The sequence below is a fragment of the Vibrio splendidus 12E03 genome (genome assembly GCF_000272105.2).
Classification (GTDB): Bacteria; Pseudomonadota; Gammaproteobacteria; order Enterobacterales; family Vibrionaceae; genus Vibrio; species Vibrio splendidus_I.
On sequence record NZ_AJZD02000123.1, the window covers coordinates 19,625 to 35,276 of the forward strand.

Genomic DNA, 15,652 nt, shown 5'->3' on the forward strand with positions numbered 1-15,652 from the left:
AGCTGCTCAGTTGAGCAGCTCAATACCGTTTAGTTATGAGGATTTACGAACTCTTAAATACCACTCAGATAGCAGTCTCACTTGTTTCTCGGTGTAGCCTTTTTCCATCATACGAGCAACGAAGTCGTCATGTTTTTTCTGATCATCCGTTGAGGTCTTAGCATTGAACGAAATAACAGGAAGTAGCTCTTCTGTGTTAGAGAACATTTTCTTCTCAATCACAGTGCGCAGTTTCTCGTAGCTCGTCCACACTGGGTTTTGACCGTTATTGTTGGCTTTGGCACGAAGCACAAAGTTCACAATCTCATTTCGGAAGTCTTTAGGGTTACTGATCCCGGCTGTTTTCTCGATCTTCTCTAGTTCACCATTCAGAGAAGCACGGTCAAATAGTTGGCCTGTTTCTGGATCGCGGTACTCTTGGTCTTGAATCCAGAAGTCAGCGTAGGTGACATAGCGGTCGAAGATATTCTGTCCGTACTCAGAGTAAGACTCTAGGTAAGCGGTCTGAATTTCTTTACCAATGAACTCTACGTAACGTGGTACTAAGTATCCTTTCAAGAACTCAAGGTACTTCTCAGCGGTTTCTTGAGGGAACTGCTCACGTTCGATTTGCTGTTCAATCACATAGAACAGGTGCACTGGGTTTGCGGCTACTTCTGCTTGGTCGAAGTTAAAGACACGAGACAGGATCTTAAAGGCGAAACGCGTTGATAGCCCAGACATGCCTTCGTCAACACCCGCATAATCTCGGTACTCTTGGTAGCTCTTCGCTTTTGGATCGGTGTCTTTTAGAGTTTCACCATCGTAAACACGCATTTTTGAGAACAGAGAAGAGTTTTCAGGCTCTTTCAGTCTAGATAGGATGCTGAATTGCGATAGCAGATCGAGTGTGCTTGGTGAACAAGGGGCTTTCGATAGCTCACTGTGTTCTAGCAGCTTCTGGTAGATCTTAACTTCTTCAGAAACGCGCAGACAGTAAGGGACTTTTACAATGTACACACGGTCGAGGAAGGCTTCATTGTTTTTGTTGTTACGGAAGGTCTGCCACTCAGATTCGTTCGAGTGAGCCAGAATCATACCGTCAAATGGCAGTGCAGAAAGCCCTTCGGTACCGTTGAAGTTACCTTCTTGCGTTGCCGTTAGTAGAGGGTGTAATACTTTGATTGGAGCCTTGAACATCTCCACGAATTCCATCACACCTTGGTTGGCTTTACACAGCGCACCAGAGTAGCTGTAGGCATCAGGATCATCTTGAGAGAAGTGCTCAAGTTTACGAATATCAACTTTACCAACCAGAGACGAGATATCTTGGTTGTTTTCATCACCTGGCTCTGTTTTCGCGATCGCAACTTGATCGAGAATAGAAGGGCGTAGTTTGATGACTTTGAATTTGGAAATATCACCGCCAAAATCGTGCAGACGTTTTGCTGCCCACGGAGACATAATTGAGCGAAGATAGCGTTTCTCAATGCCATATTCGTTCTTCAATAAGTCGCCGTCTTCGTTAACATCGAATAGACAGAATGGGTGATCGTTTACTGGGCTTCGTTCACCGTCAGCAGACAATACATAGATTGGTAGTTTCTGCATCAGGGCTTTGAGTTTTTCAGCGAGAGAAGATTTACCACCGCCCACAGGGCCAAGTAGGTAAAGGATTTGTTTACGTTCTTCTAAACCTTGCGCAGCATGTTTTAAGTAAGAAACAATCTGTTCAATCGCATCTTCCATACCGTAGAAATCTTTAAATTCGCTGTAGCGTGAGATGACACGGTTCGAGAAAATACGACTCAGATGAGGGTCTTGAGCGGTGTCAATGACCTCCGGTTCGCCAATGGCTAGTAATAAGCGCTCGGCAGCATTAGCGTAAGCACTTTTATCGTCTTTACACAGCCCTAAGAACTCTTGCAATGTCAGCTCTTCTTCCTTGGCTGCTTCATAACGTGATTGATAGTGGTCAAAAATACTCATAGTCACATTCCCCTTGTTAACCAGTCAAAACTGACGAGCGATTGAAAAATAGGCTCTCCCTACATTTTAAGGTTAGACCCGCTTCCACAATTTTGCTTAACAATTATGTATTTATTTAAAATTTTGCGTGTGAAAAACGTGGCGAGCGCAATAGGCAACTTGAGGCGCGTAGAATCAAATTATTTTACATTCGAGGGGGAACTGGCCGTTTGTTTTGAGATTTTAGGTCGCTTAATAATACTCACAATGGATTTATGTGCATTAGATGTATAACTGGTCTCTATTGATTTTTTGGAATGGAGTACCATATAATGCGCGACGTTATCAAAAATTGCTCAATAAATAGGTAGATGTAGTGAAGAATAATGGGTTAAAAATAGTGGCTATCAGTGCTGCGTTACTGGCTTCAACAACACATGCAAGAATCTCGCAGTGGTCACTGGGTGTTGCCGCCTCTTATTCTCCTGCTGTTTATAAAGATACACCGTCAAACCGTGCCGTAATCCCTATGGTTGGTTATGAAGGCGAGCACTTCTTTATGCGTGGATTCAGCGCTGGTTATCGCTTATTACCAGCAGGCTCACCGCAAAACATCGTATTTCGAGCGGTTTATGATTCAAGAACATTAAAGCCGGGTGATTCCGATAACGTCGATATTAAAAAGTTGGATGAACGTGATGCCTCAATATTGGGCGGTATCAGCTATCAAGTGATCACTCTGGTTGGTATGTTTGAAGCGACTGCGGGTTCGGATTTAGGCTTTAAGCACAACGGTATTTATGCGGAAGCAGCATGGCGCCTACCTATTCGTCGTAATGGCTGGGCGATTACCCCATCTATTGGTTACGCCTACAACAGTGAGCGTTTGAACAATCATTTATATGGTGTGAGTTCAGCTGAAGCGGCAAGAACTAACTTAAATGAATTCGACGCAGACTGGGATGGTCAGTACTTTATTGGTTTAGGTGGCTATCTGCATGTTACGCCAAATGTTCGAGTAACTGGTGGCGTTCGTTATACCAACCTTGAAGGTGATATAGAGAATAGCCCAATACTTGAAAGTGGTATCAACATGGCCGCGAACGTCGGTGTGGCTTACGTTTTCTAATTGCTTTGGTTTTTCTCTTGGTGTGCGAACATTAAAAAAGGGTTACTCATGATGAGTAACCCTTTTTATTTATGCGAAGTACAGGCCGATGACTACAAGAATCAAAGCAAAGAAAGGCATTGTATGGCTAGATTTAGCACTCATTAGCTCAATTGATGTAAAACCTTTCTGCTTCATATCTTAGAAAGTGAAACCAGCTTGTAGACCTAGAGTTGCATCACTGCCTAAGTTCATGCTGCCTGAGCTGAAGTCGTACCAATCGAAACCGACACGTGCCATAAACTTCGAGTTACCAAACATTGGTTGCGCTGACTTAAATTCAGCACCGATGCCGTAAGTTGCGCCCCACTTGCTATCTGAATACTTGTGAGTGTCTGATTCGTCTGCATTAGCCCATGTTGATTTAGAATTAAAGTTTGAGTAAGCAACACCAACCTTACCGTAGATAGCAAAAGAGTCATCGAAGCTATATTTATACATTGGCGCTAGAGACATTTTGAAGTGTTGGTAATCGCCCTTGTACTTAGTTAGGTCGCCGTTTACGTCTGAAATAACATCGCTGCTGTCTGAGTCGATGTAATTCATCGTTGATTCTAGATAAAAGTTTGTATCAAGAATTTGTGAACCAACAGTGAATTGTGCGCCTGTATCGTCTTCGTTAATGCCAACGCCACCAAGTACGTACATTTCGTTAGCTGCGAAAGCTGAAGTAGACATGATAGCTAGTGATGCAAGGATGAATTTTCTCATTTTGTTTATCGCTCTGGTTAATAAATTTCGGGGAGCATTCTAGCTATCTTATTTAAAATAAAAACCACCGTTCAAAATTGAGCGGTGGTTTTTAATTTGTATTAAAGGTTTCGAAGTGGAATTAACAAAGATGAATGACCTAATTGCTTGTAAATACAAGGTTTGTGTTCGTTGGTTAATAGGCGATATCAGAGAAATTAATTGGAAATGGTTCAATATTTAATATCTTATCTTTATGATTCATTCGCGTTTTCTGTATCTGAAGTACACTTTTTATCCACATCGCTTCATAAGCCCCGTTTTCTGTTAGTGAATATTCCCTACCTGCAGGCTTACACAACATCGTTACTTGCTCTTTGATATAAAAAAGCCCACTTCTGAAAGTGGACTATCTATATACATGCGGCGTCAAATGTCGGTACTGCTTACGTTTTCTAATTGCTTTGGTTTTTTTCTTTGTGTGCGAACATTAAAAAAGGGTTACTCATGATGAGTAACCCTTTTTCTTGAAACTTTTTAAAAAGTTATCGCTGATCTATTAACGTATTAAGCGCTAAAGATTTGAGATAGCTCTGTCGCACATAGGTGGTACTGACGAGGACAGTTGCGCCATGTTGTTAGCATGCGACGGTACTTCTCTAGCATTGGCATTTGGCTATTGAAGTGGTGATCGGCTTTGTCGAATTGAGGGTAAAGACCTTCAGAATCAACAAGGAAACGCACGTAATGTACGATCTGCGCTTCAGAAGCGATATCAAAACCTAAGAACTGCAGGCGACGTTGGTCTACTTCAGCACGTTCTTGTTCTGCAAGCATTTTGTTCGACTCTTGCATTGCATGGTACATCTCCATGATGTCGATAATTTCGCGACATTCTGCTTCAGTCAAACAACCAAACTCTTTGTTAAGCTCACGCATTTGGAGTTCGTAACCACGTTCTACAATCGTTTGTAGACGTTGGTATTTAGCGGAGTTCTCAGGATCCATTTGAGACATTAGGTAGTATTGATTTGATAGAATTAGACGCTGAGCATTGGTCATTTCCATGGGAGGAGCCTCACTAAAAACTAAATGTTGTATTCTTTTGTTGCAGTAAGAGTAACAGCATTCCTACGAGTGGAAACATGATCTCAACACGGATTTAATATGATTTTTTGAATTGATAAACAAAAGTTGTAAAGAAAAGTGAAAGGATTGTTTGGCTCGAAAAGAAAACGCCCCAATCGAAATTGAGGCGTTTGAAATCACTATGAACGTAAGTCTAGATTAGTATTTTACGTTTGAATGGTATTGGCTAAGAACAGCAACAATCTCATCCATTTTTTCTTTACTTGGCGGGTTAACACCATCAAGTGGGTAGTCGTGACCCAGCGCTTCCCATTTATGAGCACCAAGCTTGTGGTATGGAAGCAGTTCTACTTTCTCGATGTTGTCCATATCTTTAATGAATTCGCCAAGAAGATGCGCATCTTCAGCTGTATCCGTGTAGCCAGGAACAATCACATAGCGAATCCAAGTTTTCTTGCCGATTTTGTGCAGGTAGCGTGCAAAATCCAGAGTACGTCGGTTTGATACACCAATAAAATCGTGGTGAATCTCGTCTCGCATGTGCTTAAGATCAAGCATCACTAGATCAGAGGCTTCTAGTACTTCATCAACCACTTCTGTGTGCTTACGAATGTAGCCATTAGTATCAAGACAAGTGTGAATGCCTTCGGCTTGAGCTGCACGGAAAAAGTCACGAACAAACTCAGGTTGTAGCATCGCTTCGCCACCTGAACAAGTGATACCACCGCCAGAAGCTTTCATGAAATGACGGTATGATTTTGCTTCGTTAATGATCTCTTCGACCGTTACTTCCTTTCCGTCATGAAGATCCCATGTATCGCGATTGTGGCAGTACATACAGCGCATTAAGCAGCCTTGAAGAAACACAATAAAGCGGATACCAGGGCCATCGACAGTACCACAAGATTCGAATGAGTGAATGCGACCAGTTGTAGACATGAGCTATTCTCGTAGAGGAATTTATACCCTTTATTTTATTACAAAAACGGTACATAAAATAGGGTCAAATGGTAACGAGGTCTTTAAAAATAAGGGCAATCACCTGTGAAGATGATTGCCCTTATTAAACTTGAACCGTGAAGGACGAAAGCCCTTGCTGGTGGCTAGAAGAATGCAAACATTGTGATACCGCCAGTGGTGTACACCGACTCTTTTGCTTCTTTGTAATCAGGTGTTTTTGCCGTAAGTGCGAAGGATGCACCAACGTATTGGTTATACCAAGCCACACCTAGCACAGCGGTTGCCTGAACGTTCTCTAATGTCACATCGTAGATAGCAGGATCTAGGCCGTTTTTATCAGAATATTCATCTACACCAGAGCGGTCGCCTTCGATTGTTAGGTCGTTAAATCGGTAACGACCTTCAAGGCCAGCATAGGTAAACCAACCTGTGTTTGATGCACCGATCATACCTGCTTTGAATGGGTTTTCGGTGCTGATGTTCGCCGCACCAAAGTTGCCACCTAGGTCTGTACCCCAACGGAACATGAAGCCCGTTGAAATGTCACTTCTAAAGTTACCGACGTTGATTTCTGAAACGTTAGAGATCTCGAAGTCTGTATTTGCTAGTGCTTGATTACGCATTAAGTTGAAATGGCTTAGGTAGCCAACGCTTCCCGCCCACTCATCATCAACTTGATATTCCCAGCCCATAGGTTCATCTGATTTTGTGATCGAGTGAACCAGTTTTTGAGCATCTTCAGACAGTGCACGTTCGCCTGTTGTACCAAACGTGATGTTAAAACGCTGAGCTTGTTGTGGGTTCAAGCTGATGTAGTTGAATTCTGTGTGTAGGTAACCAGCGTATGGACGATCATTAGGAAGAGGCTTTTCTTCTTCGATATCTGAAGGCGTATACATTTTGTGGCCAATGGTGATTTCCCACTTATCTAGAGAGCTTGCGCCCCAGTAAGAAAGGCTCAGTGGTTTTACCCAATTGTATGGCGTAATACTTGATGATGTGTAACCCAGAAATAAGCCGTTGGTATAGTCTTGGTCGACACCAAAAATACCATCATTATCTAAAGCAAAAGTCAGCGTAGAACGCTCAGATGCTAAAGATGAGAAAGAGAGAAGAATCAGGGGTAAACAACGCAGGTATTTCATGGAGCAGTTACTCTTAAATTATGAACCGCGATATTACCGTAATTTGACAGAATTTGTGGAAAAAAAGTGAATGGCAGGGTGCTTTTTTGCTCAATCTAACACTTCGAGGGATGGGTTAAGCGTGTGCGATTTACAGCAGATATAAAAAAGCCCCGCACATTGGCGAGGCTAATATTATTTACTGTCTATTGAGCGTGAGCTTATAGAGACTCAGTAAATGTACGTGCGATTACGTCAGCTTGTTGCTCTGCAGTTAGAGAGTTAAAGCGAACAGCGTAACCAGATACACGGATTGTTAGCTGAGGGTATTTCTCAGGGTGCTTAACTGCGTCTTCAAGAGTTTCGCGGTTAAGAACGTTAACGTTAAGGTGTTGACCACCTTCAATGCCAGCTTCGTGGTGGAAGTAACCATCCATTAGGCCTGCAAGGTTAGCACGTTGGCTGTCTTGTTCTTTACCTAGTGCGTTTGGCACGATAGAGAACGTGTAAGAGATACCATCTTGTGCGTCAGCAAACGGTAGTTTACCTACAGACGTTAGTGAAGCTACAGCACCTTTCTCATCACGACCGTGCATTGGGTTTGCACCAGGAGCGAAAGGAGCGCCAGCACGACGACCGTCTGGAGTGTTACCTGTTTTCTTACCGTAAACCACGTTAGACGTGATAGTAAGAACTGACTGTGTAGGGATAGAGTTACGGTAAGTCTTAAGCTTACGGATCTTGTTCATGAACGTAGAAACTAGTTCACAAGCAATATCATCTACACGAGAGTCGTTGTTACCGTATTTAGGGTAATCGCCTTCGATTTCGAAGTCAGTTGCGATGCCATCTTCGTCGCGGATTGGTTTAACAGTCGCGAACTTGATTGCAGATAGTGAGTCAGCAGCAACAGATAGACCAGCGATACCACAAGCCATAGTACGACGAACGTCACGGTCATGAAGAGCCATTAGAGACGCTTCGTAGCTGTACTTGTCGTGCATGTAGTGGATGCTGTTTAGCGCAGTCACGTATTGCTTAGCTAACCAGTCCATGAATGTGTCTAGGCGACCCATTACGTCATCGTAGTTAAGTACTTCGTCAGTGATCTTGTCGCCAACTGGGCCAACTTGCATTTTAAGCTTCTCATCAACGCCGCCGTTGATTGCGTAAAGCATAGTTTTTGCAAGGTTAGCACGAGCGCCGAAGAACTGCATTTGCTTACCAACGATCATAGGAGATACACAACAAGCGATAGCGTAATCATCAGACTCTAGGTCAGGACGCATTAGGTCATCATTTTCGTACTGGATAGAAGAAGTATCGATAGATACCTTCGCACAGAAACGTTTGAAGCCGTCAGGCAGTTGCTCAGACCAAAGAACAGTGATATTTGGCTCTGGAGAAGGACCCATAGTGTATAGAGAGTTTAGGAAACGGAAGTTTGAACGCGTTACTAGCGTACGGCCGTCGATACCCATACCACCCATAGACTCTGTTGCCCAGATTGGGTCGCCAGAGAACAGTTCATCGTACTCAGGAGTACGTAAGAAACGAACCATACGCAGCTTCATTACGAAGTGGTCGATCATTTCTTGTGCTTGGTCTTCTGTGATTTTGCCAGCAGCGATATCACGCTCGATGTAGATGTCTAGGAAAGTCGAAGTACGACCTAGAGACATTGCAGCACCGTTTTGAGATTTAACAGCAGCTAGGTAGCCGAAGTAAGTCCACTGGATAGCTTCTTGAGCAGTTTGAGCTGGCTCAGAGATATCGAAACCGTATTTCTCAGCCATTTGCTTGATTTGACCTAGAGCACGATGTTGCTCAGAGATCTCTTCACGCAATTGCATTGTTGCAGCAAGATCTTCGCCGTTCTCGAAACGCTCTTGTAGAGAAGCGAATTGAGCAGCTTTGTCCTTCATTAGGAAATCAATACCGTAAAGTGCAACACGACGGTAGTCACCAATGATACGACCACGGCCGTAAGCATCAGGAAGACCAGTCAGAACACCAGACTTACGACATTTTAGGATATCAGGAGTGTAGATATCGAAAACGCCAGCGTTGTGTGTTTTGCGGTATTCTGAGTAGATTTTTGAAACCATTGGGTCAAGAGTTTCACCGTATGCTTTACAAGAACCTTCAACCATACGTACACCACCATTAGGGATGATTGCACGTTTTAGTGGCTTCTCAGTTTGTAGACCAACGATAGTCTCAAGATCTTTCTCAATGTAACCTGCATCGTGAGCAGTAATGGTAGAGATAACAGAAGTATCGAAATCTACAGGTGCTTTAGTTGCGTTTTCCTGTTTGATACCTTCCATTACCGAAGACCAAAGCTTGTTAGTTGCTTCAGTACCCTCAGAAACTAGGAAAGACTCGTCGCCTTCATACGGCGTGTAGTTCTTTTGAATGAAATCACGAACGTTTACTTCGCTTTGCCACTCACCTGCAGCAAAATCTTCCCAAGCTTTAGCAAATTGCTCTGCCATGACATACCTACCTTTTTAGTAGAAAAAATACGTACATTAACACTGTTGAGCCAGCGCCCCTCGTAAGGGTAGTACACTCTTATTAATAACAATATATATGAGCATATAAGCGTCATATGGTTATATATATTGTCACTACCTTTTATATGTTGTCTTTACTCTATGTATTCAAGACTACGCTAAAAAATTTCTGCAAACCTTAAACTAAATCAATAAATGCCAAAAAAAGTTGAAAAAATTTGAGTGGCAGGGGTTGCCACCCAAACTTTTTTTTAATCCTAATACTACTTTTGTGTAGTAAGGACCATTATAGCCAAGCTTTTAGGCCATATTGGCTTTCTAGCATACCAACTGCAAGCATTGCTACTAAACAAATAACTAAAACGCCAACTGGGATAACAATCTTATCTACAAATGATAGACGCTTCGCACGTTCTTTATCACCAATTAGACCGTTATTATCTAGAAGCATAGTCAGTGCCCATGCTAATACTGGGTTAACAACCGCTGAACCGAAGATACAGATACCAGCCGCTTGAGAATCTTTTGAATCCTTAACCATTTGCATACCCGCTTCAAGTAGAGGCAGAGATACACCTACAAGTAGCGCAACACGCATCACTGGTGGCCATACTGCTACGTCCATTGGGAAACCAAGAATCGCAACGATGATACATAGCGAACCAAGTAGAATCGCACCGCCTGGAATAGGACGCTTCGCGATTGCAGCTGGGATCATGTAAGTACCCCAAGAAGAAGTGATGTTACCACCACCCACTGCAGTACCCACCATTTGACGTACAGAACACATCGTCATTGTGTCATCAACATCCATCAGAACTTTTTCAGAACGTTTAGGGTAGTTCAGTTCTTGGAAGATACGGTGACCTAGGAAATCTGGTGACCACATTGCTACGGCAAGAATTGCGAATGGTAAAGAAGCGATGAAGTGTTCAACGTTTGGCAAGCCAAGCATCCAACCTTCAGAAGTAGAACCCCACCAGTAAACTGGGTTTAGGTTTGGAATGCCCATTTCAGTTTCGAATACGATGTCGAAGCCAGCACCTAATACTAACGCTATAGCAAGGCCAGTGAATGCACACACTGGAATAGCTAACCAACGCTTGTTCACTTTTGCTAGGAAAGCGTAGATAGCAATAGTAATAGCAAGAACGATTAAACCAACGTAACCCATGCTGCCCGCTTCAACAGTAGAAGATTGAAGACCAACCGCCCATTCTTGAATCGAGTTGATTTGGCTCATGGTACCCGTTAGGCCTAAGAAGATAAGCAAGCCACCCGCGGTACCTTCAGAAGTCAGGTTAACCAGCTTGGAGCCGCCTTTTAGGAAACTTAGGATTAGACCGAAGACACCGATAAGGATTGCCAATGCAAGAGGGTGAGCACCAGCTAGAGCGATGGTACCAATAAGAGGAATCATTGGGCCGTGGTTACCGGCAAGGTTTGCTTTAGGGTTAAAGAAACCAGAAGCAAGGATACAGAACAGCAGTGCAGGGATAAGCATTTCTACACGAGCGACTTCAATCGCAAACTCTTTACCAAGGTTTACGTGATCCCAAGCTTGAGTTAGGCCATCAGCCCAAGACATCATTACTGCAGAGTACATCGCGATGATACCAATGGTACCAGCAAGTGCAGGAACAAGGTCTTCAAGTTCAAAGCGGAAGTCACGACCTGGAAGGTTTAGACCGAAGCGGCGAGGCTTCATGATTTGAAGCTCGTGATCTAGATAATCTGAGCGGCTCTCAAATTCAGAAGCAGGGCGGTGTAGCTCTTTATAGCTTTTCTCTTCTACTTCAGAGTTCGCATTGTTCACAACGTCTGACATAGATTCCTCATATTTTATGTTAGTAATTCTAAAATTGAATTCTATAAGTTCGCGTAATTGCGTTATTTCTTAGTTATAACTCATTAACATTATGTTGCACGCCTTTAATGTGCTTTATGCAGCTAAGTTAAAAGAAATGTTTGGCATTTTTAATGCCTTATTCTTTGCTGAGGAGTCTAACAAGCTTACCCTTTAGGGTGATTGATCTTGATCACTTTATGAGTGTATGTGAAAGAAAGCTACAAAACGCAGCGATTCATTAACTTCCCATTGATGAATCGTGTAATTAGTTTTCACAAACTGTCGTTTTCTTATCTTCTCCGAGCCTTTACCGCTATGGCATTGGCTGAATGCTTTATGTTTACTGAGTTATCTCACTATTACTCGCTTATCCCACGCTCTGAGTAAAATACTTACAATATAATAACCTTAAAATAATTTTGCCTTATGGTGAGGTTGGTGTGCTGAATGCGTGCGCTATATTTTGTCGAAAGTAATGTTTATAAGTTCACAAAACGTGTTTTTCTTGTGAGATATCCAGCTACGAGAATCTCATTTTGATTAACTTTATTTAAACAATGTAAGGGGTGTAATTACAGCTTATTGATAGAACTCATTCATTAAATTGAGGTGAAAACGCTACCTTTTGCATAATAAGTCAGAGTGAATCGCTATTTATTCCAAATTATTAGGTTAATAATTTGTTGCATGTTATTCCGTGTGGTGCTAGTTTGTATCGCATGAAAAGGTCGGAGTACCTTGCATTTTCACAAACTTGGGAGAGAAAGCGCATGAAAGATGTACCAGCGCTGGACATAAAGGATCTACACAAAACGTTTGGTCAAAATGAAGTTTTAAAGGGAATTTCACTTTCTGCGCATAAAGGCGATGTAGTATCGATTATCGGATCTTCAGGGTCGGGTAAGAGTACTTTCCTTAGATGTATCAATCTTTTAGAGACACCTACCGCAGGCGAGATTTGGGTTAATGGCGAATTAATTCAAATGAAAAACAACCGCCAAGGTGTTTCTGTTCCTGCCAATGAAAAACAAGTACAGCGAATCCGTTCTCGTCTGGCGATGGTTTTTCAGGGTTTCAATCTGTGGTCTCACCTGACCGTTCTCGAAAATGTTATCGAAGCGCCTGTTCACGTCTTAGGCGTACCTAAAGCACAAGCGATTGAAAATGCAGAGTTACTACTTAAGAAAGTAGGGCTGTATGAGCGTAAAGATTACTACCCGGGTCATTTGTCTGGCGGCCAACAACAGCGTGCTGCTATTGCGCGAGCGCTAGCGGTTGATCCTGAAGTTATGCTGTTTGATGAACCTACATCGGCATTAGACCCTGAGTTAGTCGGCGAAGTGCTTGGTGTAATGCGCGATCTAGCAGAAGAGGGAAGAACCATGCTTGTGGTAACGCACGAAATGGCTTTTGCTCGTGACGTATCTAACCATGTGATGTTCTTGCATCAAGGTCTAGTGGAAGAACAGGGCGATCCAGCTAAACTGTTTACGGAACCTGAATCTGAGCGTTTACAACAATTTATCTCATCGATTTACTAATCAGAATTGAAATGCCGTTGCCAAGGCAAACAGCGACGGTGTGAACAATAAAACACAACAAGTAAGTTAATAAGCAACAACAAACACAATATTAAAACTAGCAAAACATAAAAACCTAAATCACAGGAGTAGGGATATGAAAAAGTGGTTATTAGTCGCGGCACTTGCTGCAACTGCTGCAACGGGCGTAGCTCAAGCAAAAGAATGGAAAACAGTACGCTTTGGTATTGAAGGTGCTTACCCTCCATTTAGCTGGACAGAAGCTGACGGTTCACTGAAAGGCTTCGATGTCGATATGGCTAACGCGCTTTGTACTGAAATGCAGGTGCAGTGTAAGATCGTTGCACAAGACTGGGATGGTATTATTCCTTCTCTACTTGCTCGTAAATATGATGCGATCATCGCGGCAATGTCTATCACGGAAGAACGTAAGAAAAAAATCGACTTCACTGGTAAATACGCACTTATCCCAAACAATTTCATCGCTAAGAAAGGTGCAGACCTTAACTTTGATGATCTAAGTGGTAAAAAGATCGCCGTTCAACGTGCAACAACGCACGATAAGTACCTAACAGACAACTACGGTGACACTGTAGAAATCGTTCGTTACGGTTCATTCGATGAAGCTTACCTTGATCTAGCTAACGGTCGTGTTGCTGCTGTACTGGGCGATGCATCTGCTCTAGAAGAAGGCGTACTAAACAAAGCTGGTGGTGAAGACTACGAGTTTGTTGGCCCATCACTAACAGATCCTAAGTGGTTCGGTGAAGGTTTTGGTATTGCTCTACGTAAGCAAGACAAAGATCTGACTAAGCAATTAGATGCTGCAATCCTTTCACTACGTGAAAAAGGCATCTACCAAGAGATCGCTGCTAAATACTTCAACTACGACGTATACGGCCAGTAATCTTTAGCGTCAATTCTTAAGGGAGAGGTTATCCTCTCCCTGTCTACCAACTTTTTCGCAGTTCTGTTGGAATTCATTATGTTTGATTTACAAGGATATGAAGCTTCGATCCTGAAAGGGGCGGTGCTTACGATCGAAGTTGCCTTGCTGTCGCTAATTTTAGCTATGGTTCTTGGTATGCTAGGTGCCTTAGCAAAACTAGCGCCTTATCGCTGGGCTCGTGCTATCGCAACCCTCTACACAACTGTTATTCGAGGCATTCCTGATCTCGTCTTGATGATGCTGATTTTCTTTGGTGGACAAATCCTTTTAAACAACAGTTTGTATTCCATCAATGAGTGGCTCAATGAGTGGTTCACATCAAGTGATCCTAACCACGAATGGACCGCTTACTTACCTGATTATATTGATGTCAGTCCATTTGTTGCTGGTGTCTTAACCATTGGCTTCATCTTTGGCGCTTACATGGCTGAAACCTTCCGTGGTGCGATCATGGCGGTTGATAGCGGTGAAATGGAAGCAGCAAAGGCCTATGGCATGGGACCTGTTCTAGCGTTCCGTCGTATTCTATTACCGCAAATGATTCGTCACGCACTGCCGGGTTTTGGTAACAACTGGTTGGTTTTACTTAAAACTACCGCGTTGGTTTCCATTATTGGCCTAGAAGATATGGTACGTGTTAGCGCACTGGCGGCAGGCTCAACCAAAATGCCATTTACCTTCTACATGACAGTGGCGATTATCTTCTTATTCTTCACCAGTGTTTCGACGGGCTTACTTAAGCTGGTTGAACGTAAATTCAGTATCCACGCGAGGTAGTTATGGACTTTTCATTGATAATTGAAAGCCTACCGATTTACCTTGGTGGTTTATGGACAACGGCTTGGATGGTTTGTGTCGCTTTGATTATTGGCTTATTCGTCGCCATACCATTAGCGATCGCTCGTAATAGCCCCAATATGCTGATTAACGCTCCGGCTTGGTCATTCATCTATTTCTTCCGTGGTACGCCGTTATTGGTGCAGTTGTATCTGATTTACTACGGTATGGACCAGTTCTTCCCAGTAAAAGACACGCTTTGGGAAAACGCTTGGTTCTGTGCTCTAGTAGCATTCATTCTTAACACATCAGCATATACAGCAGAGATCATTCGCGGTGCCATTAACGGCTTACCTAAAGGTGAAGTTGAAGCAGCAAAAGCGTACGGCATGAGCACACCAAAGACTTACCGCCGTATTATCTTACCAAGTGCTCTACGTCGCGCATTACCGGCTTACAGTAACGAAGTTATCTTCATGCTTCACGGCTCTGCGGTAGCTGGTATCGTAACCATTATGGACTTAACAGGTGCCGCGCGTTTGGTTAACTCACGTTACTACGCTCCATTCGAATCTTTCCTAACGGCAGGTCTGTTCTACATGGCGCTAACGTTTATCATCATTGCGATTTTTAAATTCGCAGAGAAGCGTTTCCTTGCTTACCTAAGACCACTAAGCTAATAAGTACACAGTAACAATCTCAGTTAAACAAACGGTGCTTTCATAGCGCCGTTTTTTATATCGTCAAAACTACTGTTCTTTAATTTTTCGGCGGAAAAAAGAGCGTGTTAACTGAGGATTTTTAAAAATAGTTAACTTGCTTCAAATTGCACTCACATATTCATGAGATTAATTGCTTTAGATTTAGCGATAGATAGACTCAGCGAAATTTTGTTGTTGTATGGAATAATGATGAAAAAAAGTAAGTTACTATCCAATTTGGTGCTTTGTGCGATTGCCTTATCACTTTTAGGATGCGGAGGTGGCAGCGGCGGTGAAAGTGCCCAAACTGGTTCTGGTGGTTCTGGTGGTTCTGGTGG

At 42.9% G+C, this 15,652-nt stretch carries 12 protein-coding genes; 5 read left to right on the forward strand and 7 right to left on the reverse strand.

What is annotated here, in order from left to right; genetic code table 11:
- Window positions 1-33 precede the first annotated feature (33 nt).
- Window positions 34-1,968, reverse strand: coding sequence for a PrkA family serine protein kinase (locus tag A142_RS09935; RefSeq protein ID WP_029405329.1), 1,935 nt, complete (start codon window positions 1,966-1,968; stop codon window positions 34-36).
- Between the two features lie 355 nt (window positions 1,969-2,323).
- Between A142_RS09935 and A142_RS09940 the strand changes: the two genes are divergently transcribed.
- The gene (locus A142_RS09940) at window positions 2,324-3,076 is read left to right on the forward strand and encodes a MipA/OmpV family protein (RefSeq protein ID WP_019820890.1); all 753 of its coding nucleotides are present in this window, start codon (window positions 2,324-2,326) and stop codon (window positions 3,074-3,076) included.
- 180 nt (window positions 3,077-3,256) lie between these two features.
- On the opposite strand, the gene A142_RS09945 is transcribed toward A142_RS09940, so the two are convergent.
- The 6 genes from A142_RS09945 to A142_RS09970 all read right to left on the reverse strand — a co-directional run bounded on the left by A142_RS09945 (window position 3,257) and on the right by A142_RS09970 (window position 11,325).
- The gene (locus tag A142_RS09945; protein ID WP_019820892.1) at window positions 3,257-3,826 is read right to left on the reverse strand and encodes an outer membrane beta-barrel protein; all 570 of its coding nucleotides are present in this window, start codon (window positions 3,824-3,826) and stop codon (window positions 3,257-3,259) included.
- A gap of 546 nt (window positions 3,827-4,372) precedes the next feature.
- On the reverse strand, window positions 4,373-4,873 hold the full coding sequence (locus tag A142_RS09950; protein WP_017066932.1) for a YfbU family protein: 501 nt from the start codon (window positions 4,871-4,873) through the stop codon (window positions 4,373-4,375).
- 219 nt (window positions 4,874-5,092) lie between these two features.
- On the reverse strand, window positions 5,093-5,833 hold the full coding sequence (pflA, locus tag A142_RS09955; RefSeq protein ID WP_017631242.1) for a pyruvate formate lyase 1-activating protein: 741 nt from the start codon (window positions 5,831-5,833) through the stop codon (window positions 5,093-5,095).
- A gap of 164 nt (window positions 5,834-5,997) precedes the next feature.
- Window positions 5,998-6,999, reverse strand: a complete 1,002-nt coding sequence (locus A142_RS09960; RefSeq protein ID WP_019820897.1) for a lipid A deacylase LpxR family protein — start codon at window positions 6,997-6,999, stop codon at window positions 5,998-6,000.
- Between the two features lie 200 nt (window positions 7,000-7,199).
- Window positions 7,200-9,476, reverse strand: a complete 2,277-nt coding sequence (gene pflB / locus A142_RS09965) for a formate C-acetyltransferase (protein WP_019820899.1) — start codon at window positions 9,474-9,476, stop codon at window positions 7,200-7,202.
- Between the two features lie 307 nt (window positions 9,477-9,783).
- The gene (locus tag A142_RS09970; protein WP_019820901.1) at window positions 9,784-11,325 is read right to left on the reverse strand and encodes a DUF3360 family protein; all 1,542 of its coding nucleotides are present in this window, start codon (window positions 11,323-11,325) and stop codon (window positions 9,784-9,786) included.
- Between the two features lie 791 nt (window positions 11,326-12,116).
- On the opposite strand from A142_RS09970, the gene A142_RS09975 reads away from it, so the two are divergent.
- The 4 genes from A142_RS09975 (at window position 12,117) to A142_RS09990 (ending at window position 15,293) form a co-directional block, all read left to right on the forward strand.
- Complete coding sequence (locus A142_RS09975) at window positions 12,117-12,887, forward strand: ABC transporter ATP-binding protein (RefSeq protein ID WP_004736532.1); 771 nt, start codon at window positions 12,117-12,119, stop codon at window positions 12,885-12,887.
- Between the two features lie 136 nt (window positions 12,888-13,023).
- Complete coding sequence (locus tag A142_RS09980) at window positions 13,024-13,794, forward strand: ABC transporter substrate-binding protein (protein ID WP_019820903.1); 771 nt, start codon at window positions 13,024-13,026, stop codon at window positions 13,792-13,794.
- Window positions 13,795-13,872: 78 nt separating this feature from the next.
- A complete protein-coding gene (locus A142_RS09985; RefSeq protein WP_017066929.1) occupies window positions 13,873-14,613 on the forward strand; it encodes an ABC transporter permease in 741 nt (246 codons plus the stop codon).
- A 2-nt stretch (window positions 14,614-14,615) separates the two neighbouring features.
- A complete protein-coding gene (locus tag A142_RS09990) occupies window positions 14,616-15,293 on the forward strand; it encodes an ABC transporter permease (protein ID WP_017062123.1) in 678 nt (225 codons plus the stop codon).
- Window positions 15,294-15,652: the final 359 nt, after the last annotated feature.

What these genes read in the sequence shown, in the direction of transcription:
- A142_RS09935 (WP_029405329.1), bottom strand. Translation starts at nt 1,968, where the DNA reads ATGAGTATTTTTGACCACTATCAATCACGTTATGAAGCAGCCAAGGAA.
- A142_RS09945 (WP_019820892.1), bottom strand. Translation starts at nt 3,826, where the DNA reads ATGAGAAAATTCATCCTTGCATCACTAGCTATCATGTCTACTTCAGCT.
- A142_RS09950 (WP_017066932.1), bottom strand. Translation starts at nt 4,873, where the DNA reads ATGGAAATGACCAATGCTCAGCGTCTAATTCTATCAAATCAATACTAC.
- pflA (WP_017631242.1), bottom strand. Translation starts at nt 5,833, where the DNA reads ATGTCTACAACTGGTCGCATTCACTCATTCGAATCTTGTGGTACTGTC.
- A142_RS09960 (WP_019820897.1), bottom strand. Translation starts at nt 6,999, where the DNA reads ATGAAATACCTGCGTTGTTTACCCCTGATTCTTCTCTCTTTCTCATCT.
- pflB (WP_019820899.1), bottom strand. Translation starts at nt 9,476, where the DNA reads ATGGCAGAGCAATTTGCTAAAGCTTGGGAAGATTTTGCTGCAGGTGAG.
- A142_RS09970 (WP_019820901.1), bottom strand. Translation starts at nt 11,325, where the DNA reads ATGTCAGACGTTGTGAACAATGCGAACTCTGAAGTAGAAGAGAAAAGC.
- A142_RS09975 (WP_004736532.1), top strand. Translation starts at nt 12,117, where the DNA reads ATGAAAGATGTACCAGCGCTGGACATAAAGGATCTACACAAAACGTTT.
- A142_RS09980 (WP_019820903.1), top strand. Translation starts at nt 13,024, where the DNA reads ATGAAAAAGTGGTTATTAGTCGCGGCACTTGCTGCAACTGCTGCAACG.
- A142_RS09985 (WP_017066929.1), top strand. Translation starts at nt 13,873, where the DNA reads ATGTTTGATTTACAAGGATATGAAGCTTCGATCCTGAAAGGGGCGGTG.
- A142_RS09990 (WP_017062123.1), top strand. Translation starts at nt 14,616, where the DNA reads ATGGACTTTTCATTGATAATTGAAAGCCTACCGATTTACCTTGGTGGT.